The sequence below is a fragment of the Nitrobacter sp. TKz-YC02 genome (assembly GCF_049852135.1).
GTDB lineage: Bacteria > Pseudomonadota > Alphaproteobacteria > Rhizobiales > Xanthobacteraceae > Nitrobacter > Nitrobacter vulgaris.
This window is the reverse complement of the sequence record NZ_CP180728.1, coordinates 2,441,978-2,464,122: the sequence shown is the minus strand read 5'-3', so window position 1 is coordinate 2,464,122 and position 22,145 is coordinate 2,441,978. Positions and strand designations below refer to the sequence as shown.

At 58.2% G+C, this 22,145-nt stretch carries 16 protein-coding genes and 1 pseudogene; 7 read left to right on the top strand and 10 right to left on the bottom strand.

Annotated elements, in window-relative coordinates; all coding sequences use genetic code 11:
* Nucleotides 1-185 precede the first annotated feature (185 nt).
* The 5 genes and pseudogenes from ACM561_RS11680 to exbB all read right to left on the bottom strand — a co-directional run bounded on the left by ACM561_RS11680 (nt 186) and on the right by exbB (nt 6,633).
* Nucleotides 186-1,517 (bottom strand): annotated as a pseudogene (locus tag ACM561_RS11680) (AmpG family muropeptide MFS transporter).
* A gap of 471 nt (nt 1,518-1,988) precedes the next feature.
* The gene (locus tag ACM561_RS11675; RefSeq protein ID WP_425905237.1) at nt 1,989-4,409 is read right to left on the bottom strand and encodes a preprotein translocase subunit SecA; all 2,421 of its coding nucleotides are present in this window, start codon (nt 4,407-4,409) and stop codon (nt 1,989-1,991) included.
* Nucleotides 4,406-5,161, bottom strand: coding sequence for an energy transducer TonB family protein (locus ACM561_RS11670; protein WP_425905235.1), 756 nt, complete (start codon nt 5,159-5,161; stop codon nt 4,406-4,408). Before ACM561_RS11670 ends, ACM561_RS11675 begins: the two co-directional genes overlap by 4 nt.
* Complete coding sequence (gene exbD / locus ACM561_RS11665) at nt 5,158-5,571, bottom strand: TonB system transport protein ExbD (RefSeq protein WP_425909731.1); 414 nt, start codon at nt 5,569-5,571, stop codon at nt 5,158-5,160. The genes ACM561_RS11670 and exbD overlap by 4 nt, the downstream gene beginning before the upstream one ends.
* 51 nt (nt 5,572-5,622) lie before the next feature.
* Entirely contained in the window at nt 5,623-6,633 is a 1,011-nt protein-coding gene (gene exbB, locus ACM561_RS11660; protein WP_425905234.1) for a tonB-system energizer ExbB, read from the bottom strand.
* A gap of 484 nt (nt 6,634-7,117) precedes the next feature.
* Between exbB and ACM561_RS11655 the strand changes: the two genes are divergently transcribed.
* From ACM561_RS11655 to ACM561_RS11645, 3 genes are all read left to right on the top strand, one after another.
* Nucleotides 7,118-9,502, top strand: a complete 2,385-nt coding sequence (locus tag ACM561_RS11655; protein ID WP_425905233.1) for a TonB-dependent receptor — start codon at nt 7,118-7,120, stop codon at nt 9,500-9,502.
* 80 nt (nt 9,503-9,582) lie between these two features.
* Entirely contained in the window at nt 9,583-10,269 is a 687-nt protein-coding gene (locus ACM561_RS11650; protein ID WP_425905232.1) for a Fe2+-dependent dioxygenase, read from the top strand.
* Complete coding sequence (locus ACM561_RS11645; RefSeq protein WP_425905231.1) at nt 10,254-10,379, top strand: hypothetical protein; 126 nt, start codon at nt 10,254-10,256, stop codon at nt 10,377-10,379. The genes ACM561_RS11650 and ACM561_RS11645 overlap by 16 nt, the downstream gene beginning before the upstream one ends.
* Here the strand turns inward: ACM561_RS11645 and ACM561_RS11640 are convergent.
* On the bottom strand, nt 10,358-10,819 hold the full coding sequence (locus ACM561_RS11640) for a hypothetical protein (RefSeq protein ID WP_425905230.1): 462 nt from the start codon (nt 10,817-10,819) through the stop codon (nt 10,358-10,360). The two genes, ACM561_RS11645 and ACM561_RS11640, sit on opposite strands and share 22 nt — an antisense overlap.
* A gap of 588 nt (nt 10,820-11,407) precedes the next feature.
* Between ACM561_RS11640 and ACM561_RS11635 the strand changes: the two genes are divergently transcribed.
* Nucleotides 11,408-12,547 carry a PepSY-associated TM helix domain-containing protein gene (locus tag ACM561_RS11635; RefSeq protein ID WP_425905229.1) on the top strand — a complete coding sequence of 380 codons (1,140 nt, stop codon included), beginning with the start codon at nt 11,408-11,410 and terminating at the stop codon, nt 12,545-12,547.
* A 670-nt stretch (nt 12,548-13,217) separates the two neighbouring features.
* A complete protein-coding gene (locus ACM561_RS11630) occupies nt 13,218-13,343 on the top strand; it encodes a hypothetical protein (protein WP_274533977.1) in 126 nt (41 codons plus the stop codon).
* A 159-nt stretch (nt 13,344-13,502) separates the two neighbouring features.
* Here the strand turns inward: ACM561_RS11630 and ACM561_RS11625 are convergent, their stop codons facing one another.
* Nucleotides 13,503-14,360 (bottom strand): L,D-transpeptidase, encoded by an 858-nt coding sequence (locus tag ACM561_RS11625; RefSeq protein WP_425905228.1) that lies wholly within the window; start codon nt 14,358-14,360, stop codon nt 13,503-13,505.
* Nucleotides 14,361-14,596: 236 nt separating this feature from the next.
* Nucleotides 14,597-15,070 carry a DUF1348 family protein gene (locus ACM561_RS11620; protein ID WP_425905226.1) on the bottom strand — a complete coding sequence of 158 codons (474 nt, stop codon included), beginning with the start codon at nt 15,068-15,070 and terminating at the stop codon, nt 14,597-14,599.
* A 273-nt stretch (nt 15,071-15,343) separates the two neighbouring features.
* Between ACM561_RS11620 and ACM561_RS11615 the strand changes: the two genes are divergently transcribed.
* Nucleotides 15,344-17,341 (top strand): PhoX family protein, encoded by a 1,998-nt coding sequence (locus ACM561_RS11615; RefSeq protein WP_425905224.1) that lies wholly within the window; start codon nt 15,344-15,346, stop codon nt 17,339-17,341.
* 1,293 nt (nt 17,342-18,634) lie between these two features.
* Nucleotides 18,635-18,874, top strand: coding sequence for a DUF6894 family protein (locus ACM561_RS11610; RefSeq protein ID WP_425905223.1), 240 nt, complete (start codon nt 18,635-18,637; stop codon nt 18,872-18,874).
* A 181-nt stretch (nt 18,875-19,055) separates the two neighbouring features.
* Here the strand turns inward: ACM561_RS11610 and ACM561_RS11605 are convergent, their stop codons facing one another.
* Together ACM561_RS11605 and ACM561_RS11600 are read right to left on the bottom strand one after the other, a co-directional pair.
* The gene (locus ACM561_RS11605) at nt 19,056-20,570 is read right to left on the bottom strand and encodes a CHAD domain-containing protein (RefSeq protein WP_425905222.1); all 1,515 of its coding nucleotides are present in this window, start codon (nt 20,568-20,570) and stop codon (nt 19,056-19,058) included.
* Nucleotides 20,571-21,246: 676 nt separating this feature from the next.
* Nucleotides 21,247-22,032, bottom strand: a complete 786-nt coding sequence (locus ACM561_RS11600; RefSeq protein ID WP_425909729.1) for an RMD1 family protein — start codon at nt 22,030-22,032, stop codon at nt 21,247-21,249.
* Between the last annotated feature and the right edge of the window lie 113 nt (nt 22,033-22,145).

Here is a 22,145-nt window from a genome sequence, read left to right as displayed (position 1 = left end):
TCGATCGTGATTAGAACTCTGGATGACCGGTATTCCTGCGAGCGGTGCAACACATCCGCTCCGTTCAGAAAACGTCCCGCCACGTTCATCTGTCTCCGACTTCAGCCATATTGGTGAATGCTATTGCGCCCACAGCCGACGTTTCCCAAAACTTAAGCGTGAAACTCGATCGACTTCAAAAAATGCTAATGCCCTTCCCGGATCTGGATCTGCGCCTCGTCCGAAATCCCCACGCGGGACCATATAAAGACCGCAAGCAGCGCGACGGGGATGCCGAGGAGGGAGGTCCAGATGAAGAACCAGACGAATCCCGTATGCTCGATCACGAAGCCCGAAAATCCAGCCAGAATGCTGCCCGGAAAGGCGCAGAGGGAGGTCAGCAGGCCGAACTGGCTTGCCGCGTGTTCCACTGAAGCGAGCGTCGACATGTAAGTGATGAGCACGACCGACGCGAAGGCGTAGGCAAAGCCTTCAATGCCGACGGCCAGCGCAAAGGTCCCGAACGCCTTACCTCCATCCCCGCCATGTGCCGCCAGAAACGCAAGCGCAAGATGAGAGGCCGAGCCCGCGACGGTGCCAATGAGGAGGCTCGACATCATGCCGATACGCGGGATCAGCCAACCGGCCATGAAGGTGCCACCAAGCGCAATCCAGAAACCGAAGACCTTGGTCACGGTCGCGATGTCGGTATTTGTGAATCCCTGGTGCTTGAAGAGCGGCACCGCCATCGCGCTAGCAATGTAGTCCGGCATGCGAAAGCCCGCGACGAGCAGCAGGATCACGACGGCCATCGGACCCAATCGCTTGAGAAGGTCGTGGATTGGCGCCCAGATTGTTTCGACGAAGCCGGCATGCGGCTTGTGGGGCACCATATCGGAGGGTGGCTCGGGTGCGCATAGCGTCGCCACAATGCCTACTAGCATCAGGATAGCCATGCACAGATAGGCGCCCTTCCAACCGATGCGATCCGCAAGGTAAAGCGCGCCCGCGCCGGCGGCGAGATTGCCGACCCGCCAGCCGATCTCGGTCCATGAGGACAGCACCGCCTGCTTCTCCGGTGGGCGTACGCTCGTGATACGCCAACCGTCGAGCACCAGATCGAGCGTTGCGCCCGCGATTCCGAGTGCGATTGAGAAACCGACTGTCCACCAGATCCAATATCCTGGATTGCCAAAAGCGATCCCGGTCAGCATGGCCATGACAGCGAGAATGGCCACGATCAACCAACCGCGCCGCCGCCCGAGCATACGTCCGATTATCGGCGGATCGTATTGATCGAGAAATGGCGCTCACACGAACTTGAATTTGTAGGCGAGGGTCAGTTCGCTGAGCAGGCCGATCGTCGCCAGCGGCACCCCCGCATCAGTGAGCCAAGCCGATTGCGTGGAATAGGTTAGCAGAAACGGCATGCCCGACGTGAACCCAAGCCCCAGGGCCGGAGCCATCCGTCTGTCCTTGACGAGGGCCGACCAGAACGGGACGCGTTCGGCACCGGTACTTGTGATCGTCGTCTGCATCCCGGGTCCTCGCATTAATAGCCGGCCGATGCCGGGAGCTCATTCTACCGCCTACGTTCTGTCGGCTTCATGAGAGCCGCACGAAACCACCCGAAGTGGAGTGTGTCCTACAAAGCCTATCATTTTCCAAGCTATCGCAAGTCATCCTTAGAAATCAGAGCGCGCCTTTACGAGCGGTTTGTCTACGACGCGCCAAGACGCGAGATTGACAAGACCAAGCTACCGAATGGCATCATTGGCAGCAGTCTGACCTAGGCCGAACGAGATGCGTTGATACAATACTTGAAAACGCTTTGAACAAGCTTGGCTGACGCGAGGGGATCGTCGCTCCAATGTGCTACCGCTGGTCCAAGGAGTTCTTGGAGACCGGTAACGCGATTGACAGGCAATACGCCCGCCGCAGCCTGTGGCGAAGAAGGACCTTGGCGGGAGCTTATGGATGGACGTTTGACGAGGGGCAGTGCAGGCGTCTCACGTCGGAAGAATACCGACGCGCATGGAGTAGGCCGTCACGTCGCGACGGAAATCGATGATCGTTTGCTCGAATAGTGCGAATGCCTCAAGCTGAAATTCCGCAACGACTTTATGCGGCGGAAGCCCGCGGTCGCCGATCCTGCGCTTGAGATGGTCGAGGCGTTCCGATTGCTCCGACCAGAGGTGATCGATCAGCGCCATCATCAGCCGGCGAAGGATATCAATAAACATCGTCTCACCCATGCTGGCTATCTTGCCGTCGATCCAGCGATCGGCCGCCGCAGTGATGAGCTGGGTGAGGACCTTTGCGTCGGCTTTGGGATCGCTCGATGGAGGTCTGATATCAATGGCAAGAGTCAAGACGGACCGGATGGCGTGATCTAGCCCGGCAATGTCCCATGGAGCGGTTGGCGTGGCGAAACGATTTATCAGGTCGTCGACCGTCTCATGACGCAAGCGCTTTACCAACATGAGCGTATCGCTCCCGTCGCGGATGCTTTGCCGCAAATCGAAAACGTTGTCGCGCTGGCGTTGAATGATTGTGTCGAAACGCAGGAGTCCAAGGCGGCGATCGAAACTGCGCATTTCATGCCGCTTCTGCGCCGCCTCGATCAGGCGGGTCGCAACCGAAGGCGCGATCGTGGCGGCTTGTTCTGTTAGCAGTGTTGGCGGCGCGTTGATCGCAGCAGTCCGCAGAGGCTCGTCTTGAAGCGAGGCGTGGATGACCGATCGCCCCGGATCGCCTTGCCTTCCGGCACGACCGCGCAATTGTTCATCCATCCGCCCGTGATCGTAATGGGTGGTGCCGATAACCAGCAGCCCGCCTGCGGCAATCACCCTGGCGCGTGTTGGCGCATCGGCATGTTCGCCGCCAAGCCGTATATCCGTGCCCCGGCCGGCCATTGCGGTGGCGATCGTCACCGCGCCCGGAGCGCCGGCTTCAGCAATGATCTCGGCTTCGCGGGCGTGATGCTTGGCGTTAAGGACGGAGAAGGTGCGGCTTGAACCTGGATTCTGAGCTGTTGCGTTTTGCTGCCGCCAGCCGTTGGCTTGGAGCATCGCTGCCAGCGTTTCTGATCGTTCAATTGATGGAACGCCGATCAGAACGGGCTGACCCCGCGCGGCGGCGCCTTCCAACTCCCGCAGGATCGCCTGAAACTTACCGGCGGCGGTGGAGTGGAGCACGGTTTCGTCGACACGGATCATCGGTCGGTGTGTCGGGATTGAGATTACGTCGAGGCCGTAGATATCTCGGTATTCTTCTGCATCCGCTTTTGCTGTGCCGGTCATGCCGGCTAGCTTGGCGTAGCGTTGGAAATAGGTCTGGAACGTGATCGCGGCGAGCGTACGCGTTTCCTCTCCGATGGCGCAACCTTCCTTGGCTTCGAGGGCCTGATGCAGCCCTTCATCATAGCGCCGCCCTGGCATCGGTCGGCCCGTCAGCCGATCGACAATGGTCACGCTGCCGTTCTCAACCACATAGTCGCGGTCGCGCGCGAGCACCACATGAGCCCGCAGCGACTGCATAACGTGGTGGAGCAGTGAGATCGACGCAATGTCATGCAGCGTCGTCGAAGCCTTCAGCAATCTTTGTTGCTGCAGCCGCAACTCGATCTCACTGTATCCCGCCTCGGTCAGCGCGACGCGCCGACGATGATCTATCTCGTAGTGCGAGGGCTGCAACGAGGCGATCTCGGCATCGATCGCGTGATAAAAGCCGGAGTGATCGCCAAGCGGCCCAAACAGCGCCAAGGGCATGCTGGCCTCGTCGATCAGGGTAGCGTCGGCCTCGTCAACCAATGCGAATGCATGGCCGCGCTGCACAGTTTCCGCGGCCGAAAATTTCAGGTTGTCGCGCAGATAGTCGAAACCGAACTCGCTGGCAATGCCATAGGTAATATCGCAACGATAGGCTTCGCGCCGGCTGTCGTCGTCCATCTCCTGCGTGATGACCCCGGTGCTGAGTCCGAGTAGGTCGTAGAACGGCCGCATCCAGGCGGCGTCGCGCTCAGCCAGATAGTCGTTCGGGGTGGCGACGTGAACGCCCCGGCCCGTCAAAGCATTGAGCGAGCAGACGAGCGCGGCAGTTAGCGTCTTTCCTTCACCGGTCTTCATCTCAGCGAGATGACCGTCATGAAGGGCGAGAGCGCCGATGATCTGCACCGGAACAGGGTGCTCGCTCAGCGCACGCCACGCAGCTTCGCGAGCCAGCGCGAAAGCCTCTTGCTTGATCCCATCGATGGCCGTGCCGGCCTGCACCCGCCGGCGCAGTTCGGCAACGCGATCAAGCAACCCGCCGGAAGATAGTCGTCGACAATCCGATTCCTGGGCAAGGATCCGGTCGGCTGTCGTTTCGTATTGTGTCAGTTTCCGACGAGTGCCGAAACTAAGCGCGCGCCTTGCCAGGCGTGGGATCATTGAAACTCAAAAAGAATCGGCATCGTAAAAGCAAACTGAGTACCGCCGACGTCGTTCGGAGGCTGAGGCAATGGCTGCGCGCGTTGCAGGAGTTCGAGCGTTTCGCGATCGAGAGCTGCAGAACCGCTGCCTTTCGCGATTTGGCTGGAAATAACGTGACCATTGCGGTCAACGATGAAGAACACCCGCGCTGTTCCGGTTTCATGGTGGGCCTGGGCATCCCGCGGGTATCGCTTATTGCGCTGAAGGTGAAGGGCCAGCTTCCGTTTCCAGCTCACGAGTGGTGCCTTACGTGCAGCTGCGGCGGTTGGCGCCGTCGTGACGGACGAGGCGACCACCGGTGGCGTTGCGTTCGGAGTCTTTTCTTTTTCTTCTTTTTTCTCCTCCTCCTGTTTCTTCTGCTCAGGAGGGGTCTCCAGCGCAACATCCGGTTCGGCTACCTGCGGAAGCGGCGGTTCGGGCTCCGGCTCCTTCTCGGTCTTGACTTCGGCCTTCTCCTGAGGCGGAGGGGCCTCGTCGGTCTGCATTTGCTCTTCGCCCGGCGCCACGTCTCTGGCCTCGGCGTCGCGGAACGACTCGGTCGTAAAATCGACTTCGATTGCCGTGACGGTATCGAAGGTATCGCCTTCGGCCGGATTCATGAGCAGGGCGGCCGCGACCGCGCCATGTAGCGACAACATTGCAACGAAGCAGGTGCCCCAGCGCAGCATTTCTTTCCGCGTAACGTGGCTGTAAAGGCGCGACATGCTCATTGCGCGGTTTCCCCGGATTGCGCTTCGCTCGCGGACTCAAGCCCGACCAGGGCGATCTTCAGATACCCCGCAGACCGCAAATCGTTCATCAGCGACATCACCTCGCCATAGGGAACGGTCTTGTCAGCGCGAACGAACAGACGCTTGCTGTGATCCGACGATGTCAGCGAGGCCAGCGAGGCAGCTAGCGCCATACGCGAGAGCGGCGTCTCCCCGACCGCCAGCGTACGGTCGGCCTTGAGCGTAATGAAGATCGGCTTTTCCGGACGTGGCTGGCGCACCGCCGTCGATGCCGGCAGGTCGACGGGGATGTCGACGGTCGCCAAAGGCGCGGCAATCATGAAAATAATCAGCAGCACGAGAATGACGTCGATGAACGGCGTCACGTTGATGTCGCTGACCTGCGTCATCTCGTCCTCGGACGATGCCGACTGAAGCGAAACGCCCACGGGTGTTACTCCTTACTCCGCAGCTATCCGATGAGGTATCATCTCCGCACGATTGAGATCTCTGCTCACCATGCGCATCAGCTCCGCCGAACCGTCTCCGAGTAAGCCGCGATAGCCGGTGATGGAGCGCGAAAACATGTTGTAGATCATCACCGCCGGAATCGCCGCGACAAGCCCCATGGCTGTCGCCAGCAAAGCCTCGGCGATGCCAGGCGCGACGACGGCGAGGTTTGTGGTTTGCGTCTTCGAAATGCCGATGAAGGCATTCATGATGCCCCAGACGGTGCCGAAAAGCCCGACAAACGGTGCGGTCGATCCGATAGTGGCCAGAATGCTGGTCCCGCGGGTCATGCGCCGTGACGCGGCCGCCTCAATGCGGCTGAACAGCGAAGCGACTCGTTCCTTGACACCGTCATGGTTCATGGCGTCCTGCGAACGATGAATCTCAGCGCGCGCGGCCTTGGTAAGGATGGCTATATCGCTGCCGGACTGCCGCAATATCTTGCTCGCTTCGTCAAGTGAGCGAACGTCCTCCACGCTATGAAGATCGCGCACCAGTTTGCTCCGTGCACTGAGCAACTCAATCGTCTTGGCAAGCCAAACCGACCAGGTCACGACAGAAGCGAGCGCCAGACCGATCATCACCGCTTTCACGATGGAGTCGGCCGCCATGAACATGCCTATAGGCGTCAGTTCATGCGGCAGGATCGACTCGGAGACTTCGACTAGTTCGGTTGCCGGCGGCGTTTGATGTTCGACTGACGGCGTCGCCGGCGCGGCCGATTGCTCGGCGGGAGACGTTTTTGCGTCAGGTGCGGCCTGCGGCGCGGGTTGCTGGGAATTAAGTTGCGTCGTCTGCGGTACGGCAGGCGTTGATTGCACGCCTAGCGAAGGACTTTGGCCAGAAGAAACGGCGTCGTGAGAGGCGGGCCGCGATAATGACTGAGCGTAAGCGGGGTGCGGTCCAAGCGCCAACATCAAGAGGCATGCAAGCCCGATTGCTGAAGCCTTTGCGATCCGCATTCGGTCGTTTCCCACCATTGTGCGTGAGACATTCAGGGACAGATTCATGGTGAAAAACTCTACAATCATGCACCGGTCTGGGCCATCCGAGGGGCCAAGAACAAATGCGCAGGCATCTAGCGAGTGGTCTAGCGTCTGGGCTTTCCAAATCAAACAGGCAAACCGGCGAACATTTTTAGAATCTCTTTAAGAGCTGCAGCGCGAAGACGTTCATTACTCGCGCCGGTTGATTTCGCTAGGGATACGCTGATGGACGGCGTTAGAACTTCTATAAACGGCTTCAAATTGTGCCTCAGACATATTGCTCAAAGACAATGTCTAAAGCTAATAGCGGGCCGCCATCGCGGATACTGTTTTTGTTTCCGAGAGGTCGGCAATCGAGGAATTGGGGGCTATGGGTATTTCATCGGCAGATCATACGGGTGGTACACGCAGTGTTGACGGACAAGCAGAGGATTCGTCGATAGTTGGATGGGGGAGAGCAATGATCGGCGTTGCCGCGGTCATGTTGATCCCCGATTTCGCCGATGCTCAGCCGGCGCCCAGCGGAGAGGATCTTCCGCAGGTTCGTGTCACGGCGCCAAAGCGGCAAGCCAAGAAAAGAACCGTACATCACGCGCCTGCACACGTCGCCCCAGCGCCAGTTGTCGCTGCCGCGCCGAGCAACGTTCAGGTCAATCCCATGCTCGGCGACGCGCATGGCGTCACTGGCTATCAGGCGCCTGCGCAGGCAGGAATGGCTCGTCTTCCGGTGCCGCTCTCCAATACGCCGCAAACCGTCAACGTGGTGACGCAACAGGTGATCCAGGAGCAGCGCCTTCTCACTATGGAAGATGCGCTACGGACGGTGCCGGGCATCACGTTCAGCGCCGGCGAAGGTGGCTTCCAGGGAGATACGCCGATTGTGCGCGGCTTCGCGGCACGCGGCGACATGTTCCGCGACGGCCTTCTCGATCCGGGCTGGTACACGCGCGACATGTTCAGCAGCGATCGCGTCGAAGTTTACAAAGGGCCGTCGGGATTTGCCTTCGGTCGCGGTTCGACCGGCGCCGCGATCAACACCGTCTCGAAGGTGCCGCAAGCGACCACCTTCGTGAATAGCACCGTCAGCGGCGTCAGCAGCGGTGGTTATCGCGCCGATGTCGATGCCAATGGGACACGGGGGAATTTGTCCGGCCGTATTGCTGCGATGTATCAGGACATTCCTGTCCAGGACCGAAATCACATTTTCGCAAGGCGCTGGGGTGTCGCGCCGTCGCTCAAAGCGGAGTTTACACCGGATACCCGCGCAATCTTCAGCTACGTTTATCAAGGTGAGGATGGCGTGCCGGATTATGGGCATCGCTACCTGCCGGCGCCGGTTTACAGTTCAACGACCGGCGCTATGACCAACCCCGGCTATTTCGGCAATGGCGCAGCGACGTCGCCGATGCCGGTCCCTCGCCAAGTCTTTTATGGCGTGGCGGGCGGGCCGCTGGCCGACCGCCAGCTCATCAACACTCACATCGCGACAGCCCGGTTCGAACATGATTTCGACAACAATTTGAAGATTTCGAACGCGACGCGATACGTCAGCGTCAACCGCATGGCGCGGCCGACAGCCCCGCGCAACGAGGCGCAGGCCGATAACGTTAGCCCGATCACCCCGGGCTATCCGGTCGAACTGATGACGATCGGGCGGCAACACTTTGAGACGTTGACCGATAACACGCTGTTCATCAATCAGACCGATCTGACCGGCAAGTTCCACACCGGCAGCCTGGAGCATACCTTCACGCTGGGTGCTTTAGCCTCGCAGCAAACCCGCGATCAGATGCGTGCCAATTACTGCGTGCCAACCGATCCGGCGTGCCGGACCAGCGCCTTCGCTCCGGTCGATACGACCTATGGCGGACCGAACAACGGTTTCCTCTTGCCGAACTACACCATCTCGACGGACTACGCGGTTTACGGCTTCGATCAGGTTAAGATCAACGAGTACTTCGAATTGCTCGGATCGATCCGCTACGACGATTTCCGAACGACATATACCAATCTCGCGGCGGTACCGCCCGCGAGCCAGCGGCTCAGTCGGGCCGACCAGATGGTCGCCTGGCGCGTTGGCGGTGTCTTTCATCCGACCCATAATTCAATGGTCTACGCCGCCTATGGCGTGTCGAATAATCCGGCGGCGGAGTTCGACGTGCTGAGCGACGCCGGCAACAACGCGGCGAACTCCAGGCTAGCTCCCGAGCGCAACACGACGATGGAAGTCGGCACCAAGGTCGATCTTCTACACGGCAAGTTGACGCTGAGCGGTGCGGTGTTCCGCATCGAGAAAACCAACTTGCGCATTCCGATCGATCCGGCCACGAATGCGGCGCTGGTGCTCGGTGGTCTGGCGCGCGTGGATGGCGTGGAAGTGGGCGCCGCGGGCAAGCTCACCGATAAGTGGGGCCTGTTCGCGGGCTACAGCTATCTCGACTCCAAGATCGTCAATACGACCGACCTTGCGCAGTTGGGCAACCAGCTCCCCCAAACGCCGCCGCATAATTTTACGCTGTGGACCACTTACGAACTGACGCCGCAGTGGACTGTCGGCGGCGGCGCCACCTATGCGGCGCGAACCTTCGCCAATATACAAAATACAACCTACGTGCCCAACTACTGGAAGCTCGATCTGATGACGAGCTATAAGGTCACGAAGGACTCGATGCTGCAGCTCAACATCTACAACCTGACGGATGAGCTTTATTACGCCCAATATTACCAGGGTCAAGCCGTGCCGGCCGCCGGACGAACCGCGATGCTGACCTATCGCTATAGCTTTGTGCCGCCGCCGCCGGTTCAGGATTATCCGGTGAAGGCCGAGCGTTACGTGAGCAAATAACTCGCGTTACGGTAGTCGAGGATAACGATATCGGAGCCGGCGTCGTAAGGCGCCGGCTCTTTATCTCAAGGAGTATCCCGGTGCTAGTGCGAGTTCCGAATGTCCTGACGCCGGAGCAGGTGCAACATTGCCGAGAGGTGATGGCGCGTGCCGAATGGGTGGACGGGCGAATTACGGCCGGGCATCAATCGGCGCAGGTCAAGCGCAATCTGCAATTGCCGGAGGGAACGCCGGAAGCCCGCGAGCTCGGTGACATTGTGCTGGCGGCCCTCAACCGCAATCCGCTATTTGTGTCGGCGGTGCTACCGAAGACGATCTTTCCGCCGCTGTTCAACCGCTACGATGCCGACGGCGAGATGAATTTCGGCTCGCACGTCGACAACGCCATCCGTATGGTTCCCGGCACAGGAATGCGTGTGCGGACTGACGTATCGTCAACGCTGTTTCTTTCGTCTCCGGAGGAATACGACGGAGGCGAGTTGGTCATCGAAGACACCTACGGTGCCCATTCCGTGAAGCTGCCGGCCGGCGACATGATCGTGTATCCTGGCACCAGCGTCCACCATGTCACCAAGGTGACCCGAGGCTCGCGTGTCGCGTCGTTCTTCTGGACTGAAAGCATGATCAGCGATGTGTCGCGACGTGCTATGATGTTCGATCTGGATATGTCGATCATTCGTCTCAACGCTGACCACCCCGAGCATCCAACCGTGGTGTCGTTGACCTCACTTTATCACAACCTGCTGCGACAATGGGCGCAGACCTGAAATCCAACGTGCATGGCCCAAGCGGCGAGATAAAGATTGCTGGAACGGCCGTGAACGCTGAAGTTGATGCATTGCGCAACAATGGCGATCATTCGGTATTGTTCGACTGAGGGTCTGCTGTCCCGTAACGCAACATCCCGCCACGCTCTTCGAGCCAGAGGCGGATCTGGTTTGCGGTGACGGATCCGACGCCCGGCTCGGACAACAATTCGTCCCAGGTGTAGGCGGCGGCAATCACGGCGAGATGGCGGCTGCGCTTGGCGATGGTCCTGCCGCCGATCGAGGCGTGACGGCCATGAAGCAGCGCTTCCACGGCGCGACGCGGCAGGTGGCGGCGCGGGTCTTTCTCGCGTGGCTTCGGGCAAAACGCTCGCACATCGTGCTCCTCGATATCGAGCTGCGCGGCGATGCGCCGATGATCCATGCCAAGCGTACGCAGGATCGCGACCTCGTCGCGGAGCCATGCGAGGAAGCGACGCCGGTTGTAATCTCGCTGACGCGGCGACGAATCCTGCTGGACGGAGAAATCATCCTTAGCTGGCGTGAGCACGGGCAATCTCCTCGTATTGGTGGATGTTTGATTCAACCGCGCTGCACCTCTAACCTGATCTTTGATCGAGTATGATCTTGTCCAAAACCGGCTTCCACTCTGCGCTGGCGTAACCCTAAGGGGCGGAACGGTGCCTTCGATCCCTCAGGCTTTGGCAGGCCCGTTCGTCACGTAATACTAGGGTCAAAGGGAAGGCGACGGGCAGTACGCGTATCCGTACCTTGACTGAGTAGATGGGTCTTTGTCTGAGCACGCTCGCGTCAGCATCATTCTCGCGTCAGCATCATTGATGTATCCGCCGTTCGGCTGATCAATCACGGTTTCAGATACCGGTCGCTGCGAGAAACTCGCGCGATAGGAGCGACAAATGTCGCTCAACGGAACAATCTAATTTGTAGCGCTTCCAATAGCAGATGAGATCGCGATACACCTTTGCCTCGCCTTGGAACAGAAAACCGATTATTGTCCGGGGGATGGTAGAATGTCGGAAACCAGGCTTACTGGGCGTCGGCCGCATAGCAGAGCTATCGCGCTTGCAACTCCTCGGGCTTAACCTAGTGTCGGCCACATCCAACTTCTGATGTACAAATGACGATCAAAATATGGTCTCGCATCCATACGTGGACATCGCTCGTCAGCATGTTGTTTTTGCTGATGCTATGCGTGACCGGGCTGCCGCTGATCTTTCATCATGAGATTGATGAGCTATTCGAAGAGGAAATATCCGCGCCCCCGATGGCAGCGAATACCCCTCGGGCATCGTTGGATCGTGTAGTTGAGGCTGCCCAAAAACTATACCCCGGCCAATTCATCCTTTTCATGCAGCCAAGTCAGACTGAACCGGTAGTGAGCGTTGCCACATCGGCCACTGCAGTTCCACTCCCAGGCATGTTCCGTCGCACGACGTTCGATGCGCGGACCGTTGAAGTACTGGGAGATGAGGTGCCGCATCTGGACGTCATGAACATCATATTGCGGATTCACAGGGATATGTTCGTCGGTCTGCCCGGCGAGCTTTTTCTCGGCGTGATGGGCCTTGTTTTCGTGGTCTCTATTGTGTCGGGCATTGTCATTTACTGGCCGTTCATGAGGCGGCTGGATTTCGGCTCAATTCGCTACACATCGTCTCGTGTGAAGTGGCTGGACGCGCACAATCTTCTGGGTATCGTGACCGTAACCTGGGCGCTGGTTGTTGGGCTGACGGGTACAATCAACACACTTGCGGTTCCGTTGTCCGACCTCTGGCGTGCTCAGTATTTGCCGACCCTGCTTGCTTCCTATGTAGGAAAGCCAGTTGCGCGGATTCCGTCCATTCAAGCGGTCGTTGATAACGTGCAAGAGAAATTCCCGGACCGGATCATCACGCAGATCATCATGCCGACCTCTGGCCGTTTCGGAAGCCCGCAACACCTCATCGTGGGGACCAAGGGCAGCACGCCATTCACGGCTCGGATGCGTGAACCCATCCTGGTCGATGCAAACGACGCGTCAAACATGATTGCGCCGCAGGTTCCTTGGTATCTCAAGGTATTGCAGGTTTCACGTCCGCTCCATTTTGGAGACTATGGGGAATTGCCTCTAAAAATCATCTGGGCGCTTTTCGATATTATTACGATCATCATCCTGTTGAGCGGCCTTTACTTATGGGCAATTAAAAAACGATCCTTTGGGATCGATCGCACCTCTCGCAGCATACCTCGGATGGTTGATCCGAAGCGTGAGTATTGAATGCCTCAAATCCACATTCCCCGGCAAAAAGTCGTTCACAGAACGGTTTGGGAAGTTTTCCGTGTGCCTGTCCTTATAGCCGCTGTCACCACAGCAGGGCTGACGTTTGCTCTTTTGGGCAATGGTCTTTCGGACGCGGTTTCGTGGTTGGCGCTCGCTGTGCCGGTAACAATCTCAGCTTTTTACTGGATTAAGGGCCGGTCTATCTCCCGAAGTGTCTGTGGCAAATCTGGCCTTCACCGCCTAACTTCAGGCACGTAATGCGCGTCGAGCTTTGACTTGAGTCTGGTCTGGAGCTGACAAGGCCGGCTCTTTTTTCTTGCCGGGGAGAGTCGTCACCCGTTGTAGAGGACGAGAACTACGGGACATATTTGGCGTCGTGGCGCCGTATCTAAAACGAAACCGCCGAGCGGAATATCATCGCCGGCGGCTTCGTCAGGATGGGCCCGGGCTAGTGGCAATTGCCCGGTGAGAAGAAGCTTTAGCCTTCCTGAGTCTCCGCGCAATGAAACTCGCGCATTAAGCTTGATGTTGCGGCTTCGGGTTAAATCTGGAACTGCAACGCGACGGCTCGATGCCCGCCCGCTATGCATATTAACACTACCCCCTAGATATCGTTGACCGATCCATCGCGTCGATCGAAGTGTTGTCGCACGATTGGAGATCGACGATGTTCGAGGTAGCTCTATTTTTTGTTGTGGTTGCGATGGGTGCTGTTGTTGTGAAGCTCTATGAGTGGCGGCAGGACGTGCTCTATGGCCCTTATCTAAGGCCGGATGATCCTTCAGAATTGTAGTGGATCCACGCTGGCGTCTGATCGCTGGCGTTGTCTTCGCCTCTTACGCGCCATCCACGCCCGCTTCGACCAAACGGGGCGCTCCGGGTCTGTCGACGACTATTTAGTCCCCGCATCACCCATTTAACTCTCGAATAGGAACATAGGCTGCGGGTGAAGTTACTGAGCCTTGGCCATCTTCGGTCGAGATGATGGCGCCAGCGTGTTGGTTGCCGAGGGCCGGTTCGATGGCAATGCCGGGTCCGGCGATCGGAAGGCGGGGTCGGACGGGGTTCCCTGCAATGGTCGCTGAGCAGCGGTTACCGGAAGCACGATCACTTTCGCTCCGACTTTCACTCGTTCATAAAGGTCCATCACGTCCTCATTGGTCAGCCGAATACAGCCGGACGAAACCCGCTTACCAATCGTATCGGGCTTGTTGGTGCCGTGAATCCTATATTCGGTCTCGCCCAGATACATCGCCCGAGCGCCGAGTGGATTGCCGGGACCGCCTGCCATAAAGCGTGGCAGATAAGGCTGACGAGACAGCATCTCTGCAGGTGGACGCCAATCCGGCCATTCTGTTTTGCGGGCCACAGCTTGCTCGCCGGACCATGTAAAACCTTTGCGGCCAACACCGATACCGTAGCGCATCGCTTGCCCGTCGTTCAAAACGAGATAAAGGAATGTGTTTCCTGTATCGATGATGACCGTGCCTGGCGTCTGGTGGCTGACGTAGTCAACCACCTGCCGAACAAGTCTACCGGGAGCGTCAGCGGCTTTTGGTGTTTCGACCCGAGGCGTCGGGGCAGGGATTGCAGCTTGAGTTGACGCTGCACGAACTGAAGTTGATACGTGAGCCGGAGTCGACGGTGCCTGGACTGAGCGCGCGGACGGCCTCCGTATTGGTTCGACGCTCGCAGGGCGAGACAGAAAAATGTACCCCAATGCGGCAGCGGCCATGACGCCGACCGCAACTCTTCCTGCGACCGGAAGTGTTATCGATTCTGTCTTTCCACGTTTGGCCCGCTTACCCATATTTCTTCCCAGATCCGTTTTGTGGGAAGAAGTATCTCAGCAAATTATAATAAACTTTGAAGCGATTCCGCTTGGGCCGGAGATCGTCAGGCGTCGTTAATGCTCGTTTGGCAAACCAAAATCGGTCTCTAATCTCCGCACTACAGAGGTTGCGGTAAGCGGGACAACCCGCTTCACCGCGATCGGCGACCTGAAGAACACGGTGCGTGGCCGAGGAGGCAGGAGATCTAGGATACTCAAAGATTGAGATCACTCAGGCTCGGATGATCATCCGGGCGGCGGCCGCCGATAGCCCAATGGAAGAGGCGTGCGTTCTCTGTGATCGAGAGGTCGTTGATGCTGGCATGGCGAACAGCCATGAGGCCAGCTTCGTTGAACTGCCAGTTTTCGTTACCGTAAGAGCGAAACCAATTGCCGCCCGCGTCTTGCCATTCGTACGCAAAGCGCACGGCGATGCGTGAATCGCTGAATGCCCACAATTCCTTGATGAGGCGATATTCTCGTTCCTTCTCCCATTTGCGGGTCAGGAACTCGACGATCGCCTTGCGGCCGGAGAAAATCTCATTCCGATTCCGCCAGCGGCTGTCCAAAGTATATGCGAGGCTGACCTTTTCTGGATTGCGGGAATTCCAGCCGTCCTCGGCTCCTCGCACCTTGAGGACTGCGGTTTCGTGCGTGAACGGCGGGACTGGCGGACGAACTTCGGACATTTGTAATTCTCCTGTTGATGTTAGCGATGGCACGCAGGCCCGATTTTCAGTCGTGGCCGGTGTGATCAGAAATTCCAGAGCGTTGCCGGAATTGTGTGAGCAGTTCGTCCTTGGAGCAGGAACAATAAAAGGGACTAATCAAATGGCCAAGCTGATCTTTCAGATCGTCCTTATAGAACCATCGGGCTTAGACCATTTTCGCCTGCCATTGATGGCGTGAACTAACTGTCATACAGCAGCGGTAATTTCGAACCCTTTTATTTGAGGTCCGAGATGAGCCAGACCATCGAGATTATTCGCGGCGACGGCGGTGATGAGCCACCATGCCTTGAGACTGGAAACCCGCGTTTTGGCGATCTTGTCGTGCGGCGTTTGAAGCGCCGGGACGTGCTCGCTGGCGCGCTGGCTACAGCGGTCGCCGCGTTGTTCGTCCGCCCTGGTGATGGAAGAGCCGGCGAGGGCCGCCTCGATTTCAAAGCAGTCCCGGTCAGCCGTGCCGATAGAGTGGCCGTCCCCGAAGGATACCGCGTGCAGTTCATCCTGCCATGGGGTGAGCCAATCCTGGGTCGCATGCCAGCCTTCACGATCGACAACAGCGGCGAGGATCAGGCGATGCAGGTCGGTAGTCACCATGACGGGATGCATTTCTTCGCAATCGATGGCCATACCGATGACGGGCTACTTGTTATCAACCACGAATACGTCGAGCCGCGGTTAGTGCACATCTCCGCCTCCGGTCTCAAACTCTGCGCCGAAGATGCATATCTCATCGATGGCCGCCGACCGGCTGACGAGGTGCTCAAGGAAATGAATGCGCATGGTGTTAGTGTCGTTCGAATCCGCCGCGAGGCCGGTGGCCGATGGGCGACTGTCGCCGATCCTCGCAATCGCCGCGTCACGGCGCTCACGCCGATGGAGCTGGCTGGACCCGTGCGCGGGAGCGACTTCGTCAAAACGAAATACAGCCCAGACGGCACCTGCGTACGCGGTACGCTGAGCAATTGTGCGTCGAGCGCGACACCGTGGAACACCTATCTTGCCGCAGAAGAGAACTGGGCGCTGTATTTTCGCAACGACGACAGCAAGGAAGGCAAGCCGGATCAGCCGCGGGAACACAGCCAGTATCGGGTGCCGCGCGGCAAGACGCGCTATCATTGGGAACTGGCCGACAACGGCGACGATGCTTTCGTTCGCTTCGATGCCTCGCGCAAAGCGCAAAGCCCGGCCGAGGACTATCGCAACGAGCCAAACGCCTTCGGCTGGATGGTGGAGATCGATCCATCGCGACCCGGTGCGGTACCGGTCAAGCGCACCGCGCTGGGGCGCTTCGCGCATGAGGGTGTTGTCTTCGCGCCGACGATCGAAGGCAAGCCGCTGGTCTGCTATTCTGGCGACGATGCCATGTTCCAGTTCATTTACAAATTCGTCAGCGCGCAGCCCTATAGCAACGCCAGCGCGGGCGGCCATCTGCTCGATGACGGAACGCTATATGTCGCGCGGTTCAATGATGACGGGAGCGGCGACTGGCTGGCGCTTGCGGTTGGTCAGAACGGCCTGACGTCTGAAAACGGATTCAGCAGTCAGGCCGAGGTGCTGGTCAACACCCGCGCCGCGGCGAAACATGTCGGCGCCACCCGTATGGACCGGCCGGAATCGGGTGCGATTGAGCCAACGACCGGCGCGGTCTACTTCAGTCTCACGAGCAATGTTAAGCGCAAGCCGGATGAGGTCGACAAGGCAAATCCACGCGCTGAGAATTATTTCGGGCATATCGTGCGTTGGACCGAAGAAGGCGCTGACCACGCAGCGATAAGCTTCCGCTGGGATCTGTTTGTCATTGGTGGCGACCCGGCCTCTGGCCGCGACCTGACTGGGCGTCCGCTGGACGATAACAGCCTGTTCGCTTGTCCTGATGGGCTGTGGTTCGACGCCAACGGCCGATTGTGGATCCAGACCGACATTGGCGACTGCGCATTGAACAAGGGCCGCTATGAGCCGTTCGGAAACAACGCAATGCTATGCGCAGATCCACTGACGGGAGAGATTCGTCGATTTCTGACAGGACCGCTGGGGCAGGAGATCACTGGCGTGACGACGACGCCGGACGGCCGCACCATGTTCGTCAACGTCCAGCATCCAGGTGCGCATACGAGCGCCGATGAGTTTGCGCAAGGACGTCTTGGTAGCCACTGGCCAGCCGGCGGTTCAGCAGTGCCGCGGTCGGCGACGCTTGTGATTACCCGCGAGGATGGTGGTATCGTCGGAGCTTGATCGGTCTGCTCACACCACTGTGCAGCGATGCCCGAATGATGACGAGATACGATCTCAGACGGGGGAGGGTTGTGAGCGATGATCGGCCAACGCTTCAAGGCCACCTGTGCGCGGATATTTTCTTCTGCCGGATAATGTCGACGTGTCTGTCGGCGGATGTCCTTCAAAATTTGGTCTGCCGGCGTTTTCCCGGCCCGGATTTCTGCTTCATCTGCAATCCTTGCGGCTAAGATAAAGCAGAACCCTCCTTTTCGGAAAGTCCATCAATCTGTCCAGGGTAACCTATCAATAGGGTCGTTCCAGAGGTCCCGGTTTTGGACCTTATTACCCGGCGTGGCCGCCAAAGGGCGCGGACAATAGCTGCCGCTATAGCCGTAGCCGTTCCCAGGGCTGCTATCATAGCAGGACAGGGACGGGTAGCCATAGTCGTGGTAGCCCCAGCCCCGGTGCGCCAGCCGCTGCCCCAGCGCGCTTCGGTAGTGTTTTGATGAACGATCGATTTTATCGTCGCCATGTGTGTCGGCATCGGCCTGGCCTGGACGCTCACGCCGAGCATAGCGATGGTCGCAGCGAGAATGGTGGTGCGCAGAGAGCTCGAGCACCTCATGGATCAATCTCCGGGCTCGTTCGGCGGCGCAATAGTGCGACCGGACGCCAGCCCTATTGAAGACCGGCATTTTCGGGCATGTTGATCCTGAAAATAAATCTGTGCTATGCGCTTTTTTGTCGCAAAACTGTCATTTAAGCTAGCCCGACCGCCGGATTATTGTCGTCCCAGATCTGGCTCGCGCCTCCGGAGAGCTTGCGCCTCTGCGCGGTGAGTTGAGCTCCAGCATGAGGACACCTTTCCCACCCTGGATGACCGATAGAGGGTTAATCCGGCTCCTGCGGGTTCGGCCTGGAGCTCAGTTCAAGTTCCTTCAGGGTGTGCTCAACCAGACGGCTAATGTGCGGGACCTCAGTGTGGTCGCTGATCACACTCGAGCCGTTACCGCCGTTGCCTTAAGCCAGAGTGATGATACCGACAGGCCGTTTTTCGACATTCAGTGTGAGTGTGTCCATATCGGTGCTGAAAATCGCCTTGGTGATCTCGGCGAAATTCCGTGATCGGTCGACAACGATTTGCTTCCCCGTGACGGAAATTAAGTAGTCAGCACCGCAGCTCCAGACGGCGTCATCACGCGGTTGTCTTCGAGCTTTACGAACTTGGCGAACCTTATCACCCGCAGACGCACGCGCGGCTGAACAAATCTGGCGCTTACGGGTTGTATCCGATTGATCAGGGACTTGCCGATGACTCGTTACTATTTCGATTTGCGCGATGGAGATGACCTTATGCCCGATGATGAAGGGCTTGAGCTCGCTTCGTCCCACTCTGCACAGGAGGAAGCCGCGCTATCGTTAGCTGACCTTGCAAAGGATGCCATCCGTAGTCGCCGTATCGACGGTCAGGGCGGTCTTTTAGCGGTTGAGGTTCGTGATGATAAAGGTCCTGTCTTGCAAGCACGCTTTACAGTTCATGTGAAATCATAGCCCGACCGGCCATGTTTTCGATCAACCGCTTCGAAGGCAGGGTTACTGTCAGAGGGCAGCCGTGCGCCCACTACGCCTGAACGAGAGGCAGACCGACTTACAACGAAGCCACCGAACCGGAGTATGACAGACCGGCGGCTTCCGGATTAGCCAAGCGACCGGTTCGTTCGCTGCAGAGAAGTCATGCCGTCTTCCGCAAGCGCTTCCCCGCCGCAATCACCTCCGCCAGTACGTCGTTTGCAGTAGCCTCCTCGTGGCCGATGAGACAGCCAATCGCGAAAGCCCTTTGTGCTGCTGGGCTGGATCGCGCGAAGTCGAGTGCTTGCTGAAGATGCATCCGCATGTCGTTGAGGTCGCCGAGCCCACTCTGTAGCTTTTCCAGGGCGTGATCGAGCTTACGCCCGGACTTTCGGCCACCGGTGCGGAGAGTCCTAAAGAATTCGCGACCATACCGTACCTTCTTCGCTGCAATCCGCAGTTTGTGACGTCTACGCCCATCAAGCTGCTTAAGCTTGCGTAACCGCTTGTTGATCTTGCGGATACGGCGCGCCAGCTCGTTCTGCGCGAACGTCCGCGCCGGGCATCCACCTAAAGCCCGCGCTAGAGCATCACTGTCGTTGTGATACCCGCTATCGAGCAGCCTTAACGCGACGTCCAGCAAAAGGCGACGGAAACGTTCGCTGTCAACGGCCGCTCTCGCGGTTGCGAAACCAGCGTTGCGGGTTCTTTCGAGTTCATTCTGCAGTATTTCGAGCTCGCGCCGATCCCTGTGCTCAGCGCGATACGAAACTAGGGCCTTCCTGACGAAAACATCATAGTCGCGCGCCTGACCGAGCTGCCCAGTGAGCCATTTCAGCTCTCGTTTCAGTTTGGTGACCTTGCCATCGTGCAATATCTTCTTGAACAGCGATAGCGACGTGCGCAGCCGTCTCAAGCCGACCCGCATTTGGTGAATGCCTTCGGGATCGCCGTGCCGCACAGCGCCGTAGTTCCCCGCGATTTGGCGCAGACAGGCGAAGCTCACCGCGATGAAAGCCTCGGCGACCGTGGCCTTTTTCGCAATCGTGACCGGCTCGGAAAAGACAGGGGCATCCAGCGCGCCCTCGAGCAACGCATAGCCTCGCTCTGCCTTGGAACCCACGGACAGCATGATGGGAATGCTGCGCGCAAGCCTTTTTGCAAGTCGTGCCGCGTCACGCCGATCACCATATTTCAATTCGATCTCGATTTCCGCCAGGTCGAGCTTCGCATCCATGGTGGCCACGCGACCGTGATCGAAGGCAAGTTCGATGTCGCTGTTGCCAAAATGCAAGGGAATGACCACGCGCTCCACCTGCGTCTCGAAGACGGGACTCAGCCGCTCTGTAAGCTCTGCAGTCAGTAGCGGCGCGAGTGCAGTGTCGCGAGCGAACTCCAGATTTGGCTGATCGCGGTCGATTGCTGTTTCCCACTCGTCGCGCGTTATAAGCGCACTGGAATTGGCTTTGATGGTTTGAAGTCGATATCCGTCAACCTTGCGCACCCGCAAGCTGACGCCGTGTTCGCGCAAAGCGAAATCGTCGGTGTCGAAATAGACCGATGTGAGTGCTTGCTTGCGGCCGCTTTCACTAGCCTGTTTTTTTAACCAAGGCAGCATCATCGCCCGGTGCAGACCGTCTTTCGACGTGGTGAGCTTGAGTTCGATCTCCGTGCCCACGGGTTGTCTCTCCTCTGACAAATCCAAACTCAACGTTCTGATGGCGAGGCGTTTTAATGCTAGTTATGTGGGGTGGCGGTCTCCGTCCGTACATCTGTCCGCTTTTCAGGCCCTCGACACTGACCAAATTCGCCACTTCTTTACGAAGAGAGATAGGGTAACGGCGCAGTAACGGTTTCGTCTGGACTATTGAATTCTGGCATACGATCGACTGGCGTGGTCCGCGCAGCCAGAACCCAAGCACAGAAGGAGAATATCAGATGCCGACCCTCTACACGATGCCTGGCACTTGTTCGCTTTCGCCGAACATCGCTGTCGCCTGGCTCGACGCCCCGGTCGAAATTCACAACATTCCCTATGGCGACCAGAAAAAGGAATATTATCTCGCCATCAGAGAAGACGCCGCTGTCAATCGGCGACTATCCGGCGCTGAAAGCGTACCGCACGCATATGGAAGCGGACGAGGGGGTAAAGCAAGCGCTCGCGCGGCAAGCCATGGACCCGATCGGATGAGTGATAAAAAGGCCGGCGTTGTGAGACATCGGACGGGCCGCACAAAGTTGCTAGTGCCGTCGGAGCGATGATCTGGCGAGCGAGGTTTGGTCAGTATAGATAACTAGCGAGCTTCCAAACCGATCGGGATGGTACGGCCTCGGGAAGCGGAGTCGACAGCAGATCAATGACCTCCAGCAGCATAAATTTGATAAAAGGTGACGATAATCTCGACCGCAATCAACACGACGATAATAAGTTCAAGGTGCAGCGATCGGCGCGTATCGATGATGTCAGCGAGAGTGTTGGCCGTTTCGGCCACTACGGCGAGCTTCCGATTGAGCGCATCAACGCGCTCTTTTAGTTCGTATTCGTCTTCGAGCCGTGCATAGAGCCGCTCCAGATCTGGACGGTCCCACAAAACATCCGGCTTTTCCGCTACCGCAACGCGGCCTGATACACGGTGCTGTACCAGCAGAGCATTTCCGAGCAGTTTCAGCATCCCTTTTCGGTTACGCCGAGTACGTCCGTGATCTGCCAACTCTTTCGCAAATGGCTCGATGATCTCGAACACTTTTGCCACTTCGCGTTCGTCATGGGCAAGCACAACGCTCTTCGCAAGGACATCGGCAACGACCAGAAGCCTGTCGGGCGACATGTCCCGCAACTGAAGCGGACCTCCCGCCTGAACCTGATCTTCGGTTTCACTAGCGATCGTGACAATCGCAGTTTCTTCCTCAAAACGCACGAGCTGGCCACCGATCCGGGGCTTCAACGCTTCCAAAAATTTGACTTCTTCTTCGGGTGAAAGGCCGATCAGCACCGCGACGCCGTAGCGAAACAAAACAGCGACACGAGCCTCACCAATCCGGATCGCGAGGGGAAGAGCCGAAAGCACTTCGCCTTCGAACCCCACCGTGTTGATCCGGTCTCCAACATACAGGGCATGCGCGGTGACCCGCGTACCCATTTCCGCAGAGAAATCCGCCGGTGTGCTCACCACGTATCGTCTCCGCGCGTCATGCTTTTTCCTTCACCTCATGAAGGGCGATAGCGTATCATCCGAAGTGACAGCGATTATGA

Excerpts from the sequence above, each read along its gene's own strand:
- ACM561_RS11635 (WP_425905229.1), top strand. The coding sequence starts at position 11,408 with ATGACGATCAAAATATGGTCTCGCATCCATACGTGGACATCGCTCGTC.
- ACM561_RS11625 (WP_425905228.1), bottom strand. The coding sequence starts at position 14,360 with ATGGGTAAGCGGGCCAAACGTGGAAAGACAGAATCGATAACACTTCCG.
- ACM561_RS11615 (WP_425905224.1), top strand. The coding sequence starts at position 15,344 with ATGAGCCAGACCATCGAGATTATTCGCGGCGACGGCGGTGATGAGCCA.
- ACM561_RS11645 (WP_425905231.1), top strand. The coding sequence starts at position 10,254 with ATGGGCGCAGACCTGAAATCCAACGTGCATGGCCCAAGCGGCGAGATA.
- exbB (WP_425905234.1), bottom strand. The coding sequence starts at position 6,633 with ATGCGGATCGCAAAGGCTTCAGCAATCGGGCTTGCATGCCTCTTGATG.
- ACM561_RS11630 (WP_274533977.1), top strand. The coding sequence starts at position 13,218 with ATGTTCGAGGTAGCTCTATTTTTTGTTGTGGTTGCGATGGGTGCTGTT.
- ACM561_RS11620 (WP_425905226.1), bottom strand. The coding sequence starts at position 15,070 with ATGTCCGAAGTTCGTCCGCCAGTCCCGCCGTTCACGCACGAAACCGCA.
- ACM561_RS11670 (WP_425905235.1), bottom strand. The coding sequence starts at position 5,161 with ATGAGCATGTCGCGCCTTTACAGCCACGTTACGCGGAAAGAAATGCTG.
- ACM561_RS11675 (WP_425905237.1), bottom strand. The coding sequence starts at position 4,409 with ATGATCCCACGCCTGGCAAGGCGCGCGCTTAGTTTCGGCACTCGTCGG.
- exbD (WP_425909731.1), bottom strand. The coding sequence starts at position 5,571 with ATGACGCAGGTCAGCGACATCAACGTGACGCCGTTCATCGACGTCATT.
- ACM561_RS11610 (WP_425905223.1), top strand. The coding sequence starts at position 18,635 with ATGACTCGTTACTATTTCGATTTGCGCGATGGAGATGACCTTATGCCC.
- ACM561_RS11655 (WP_425905233.1), top strand. The coding sequence starts at position 7,118 with ATGATCGGCGTTGCCGCGGTCATGTTGATCCCCGATTTCGCCGATGCT.
- ACM561_RS11600 (WP_425909729.1), bottom strand. The coding sequence starts at position 22,032 with ATGGGTACGCGGGTCACCGCGCATGCCCTGTATGTTGGAGACCGGATC.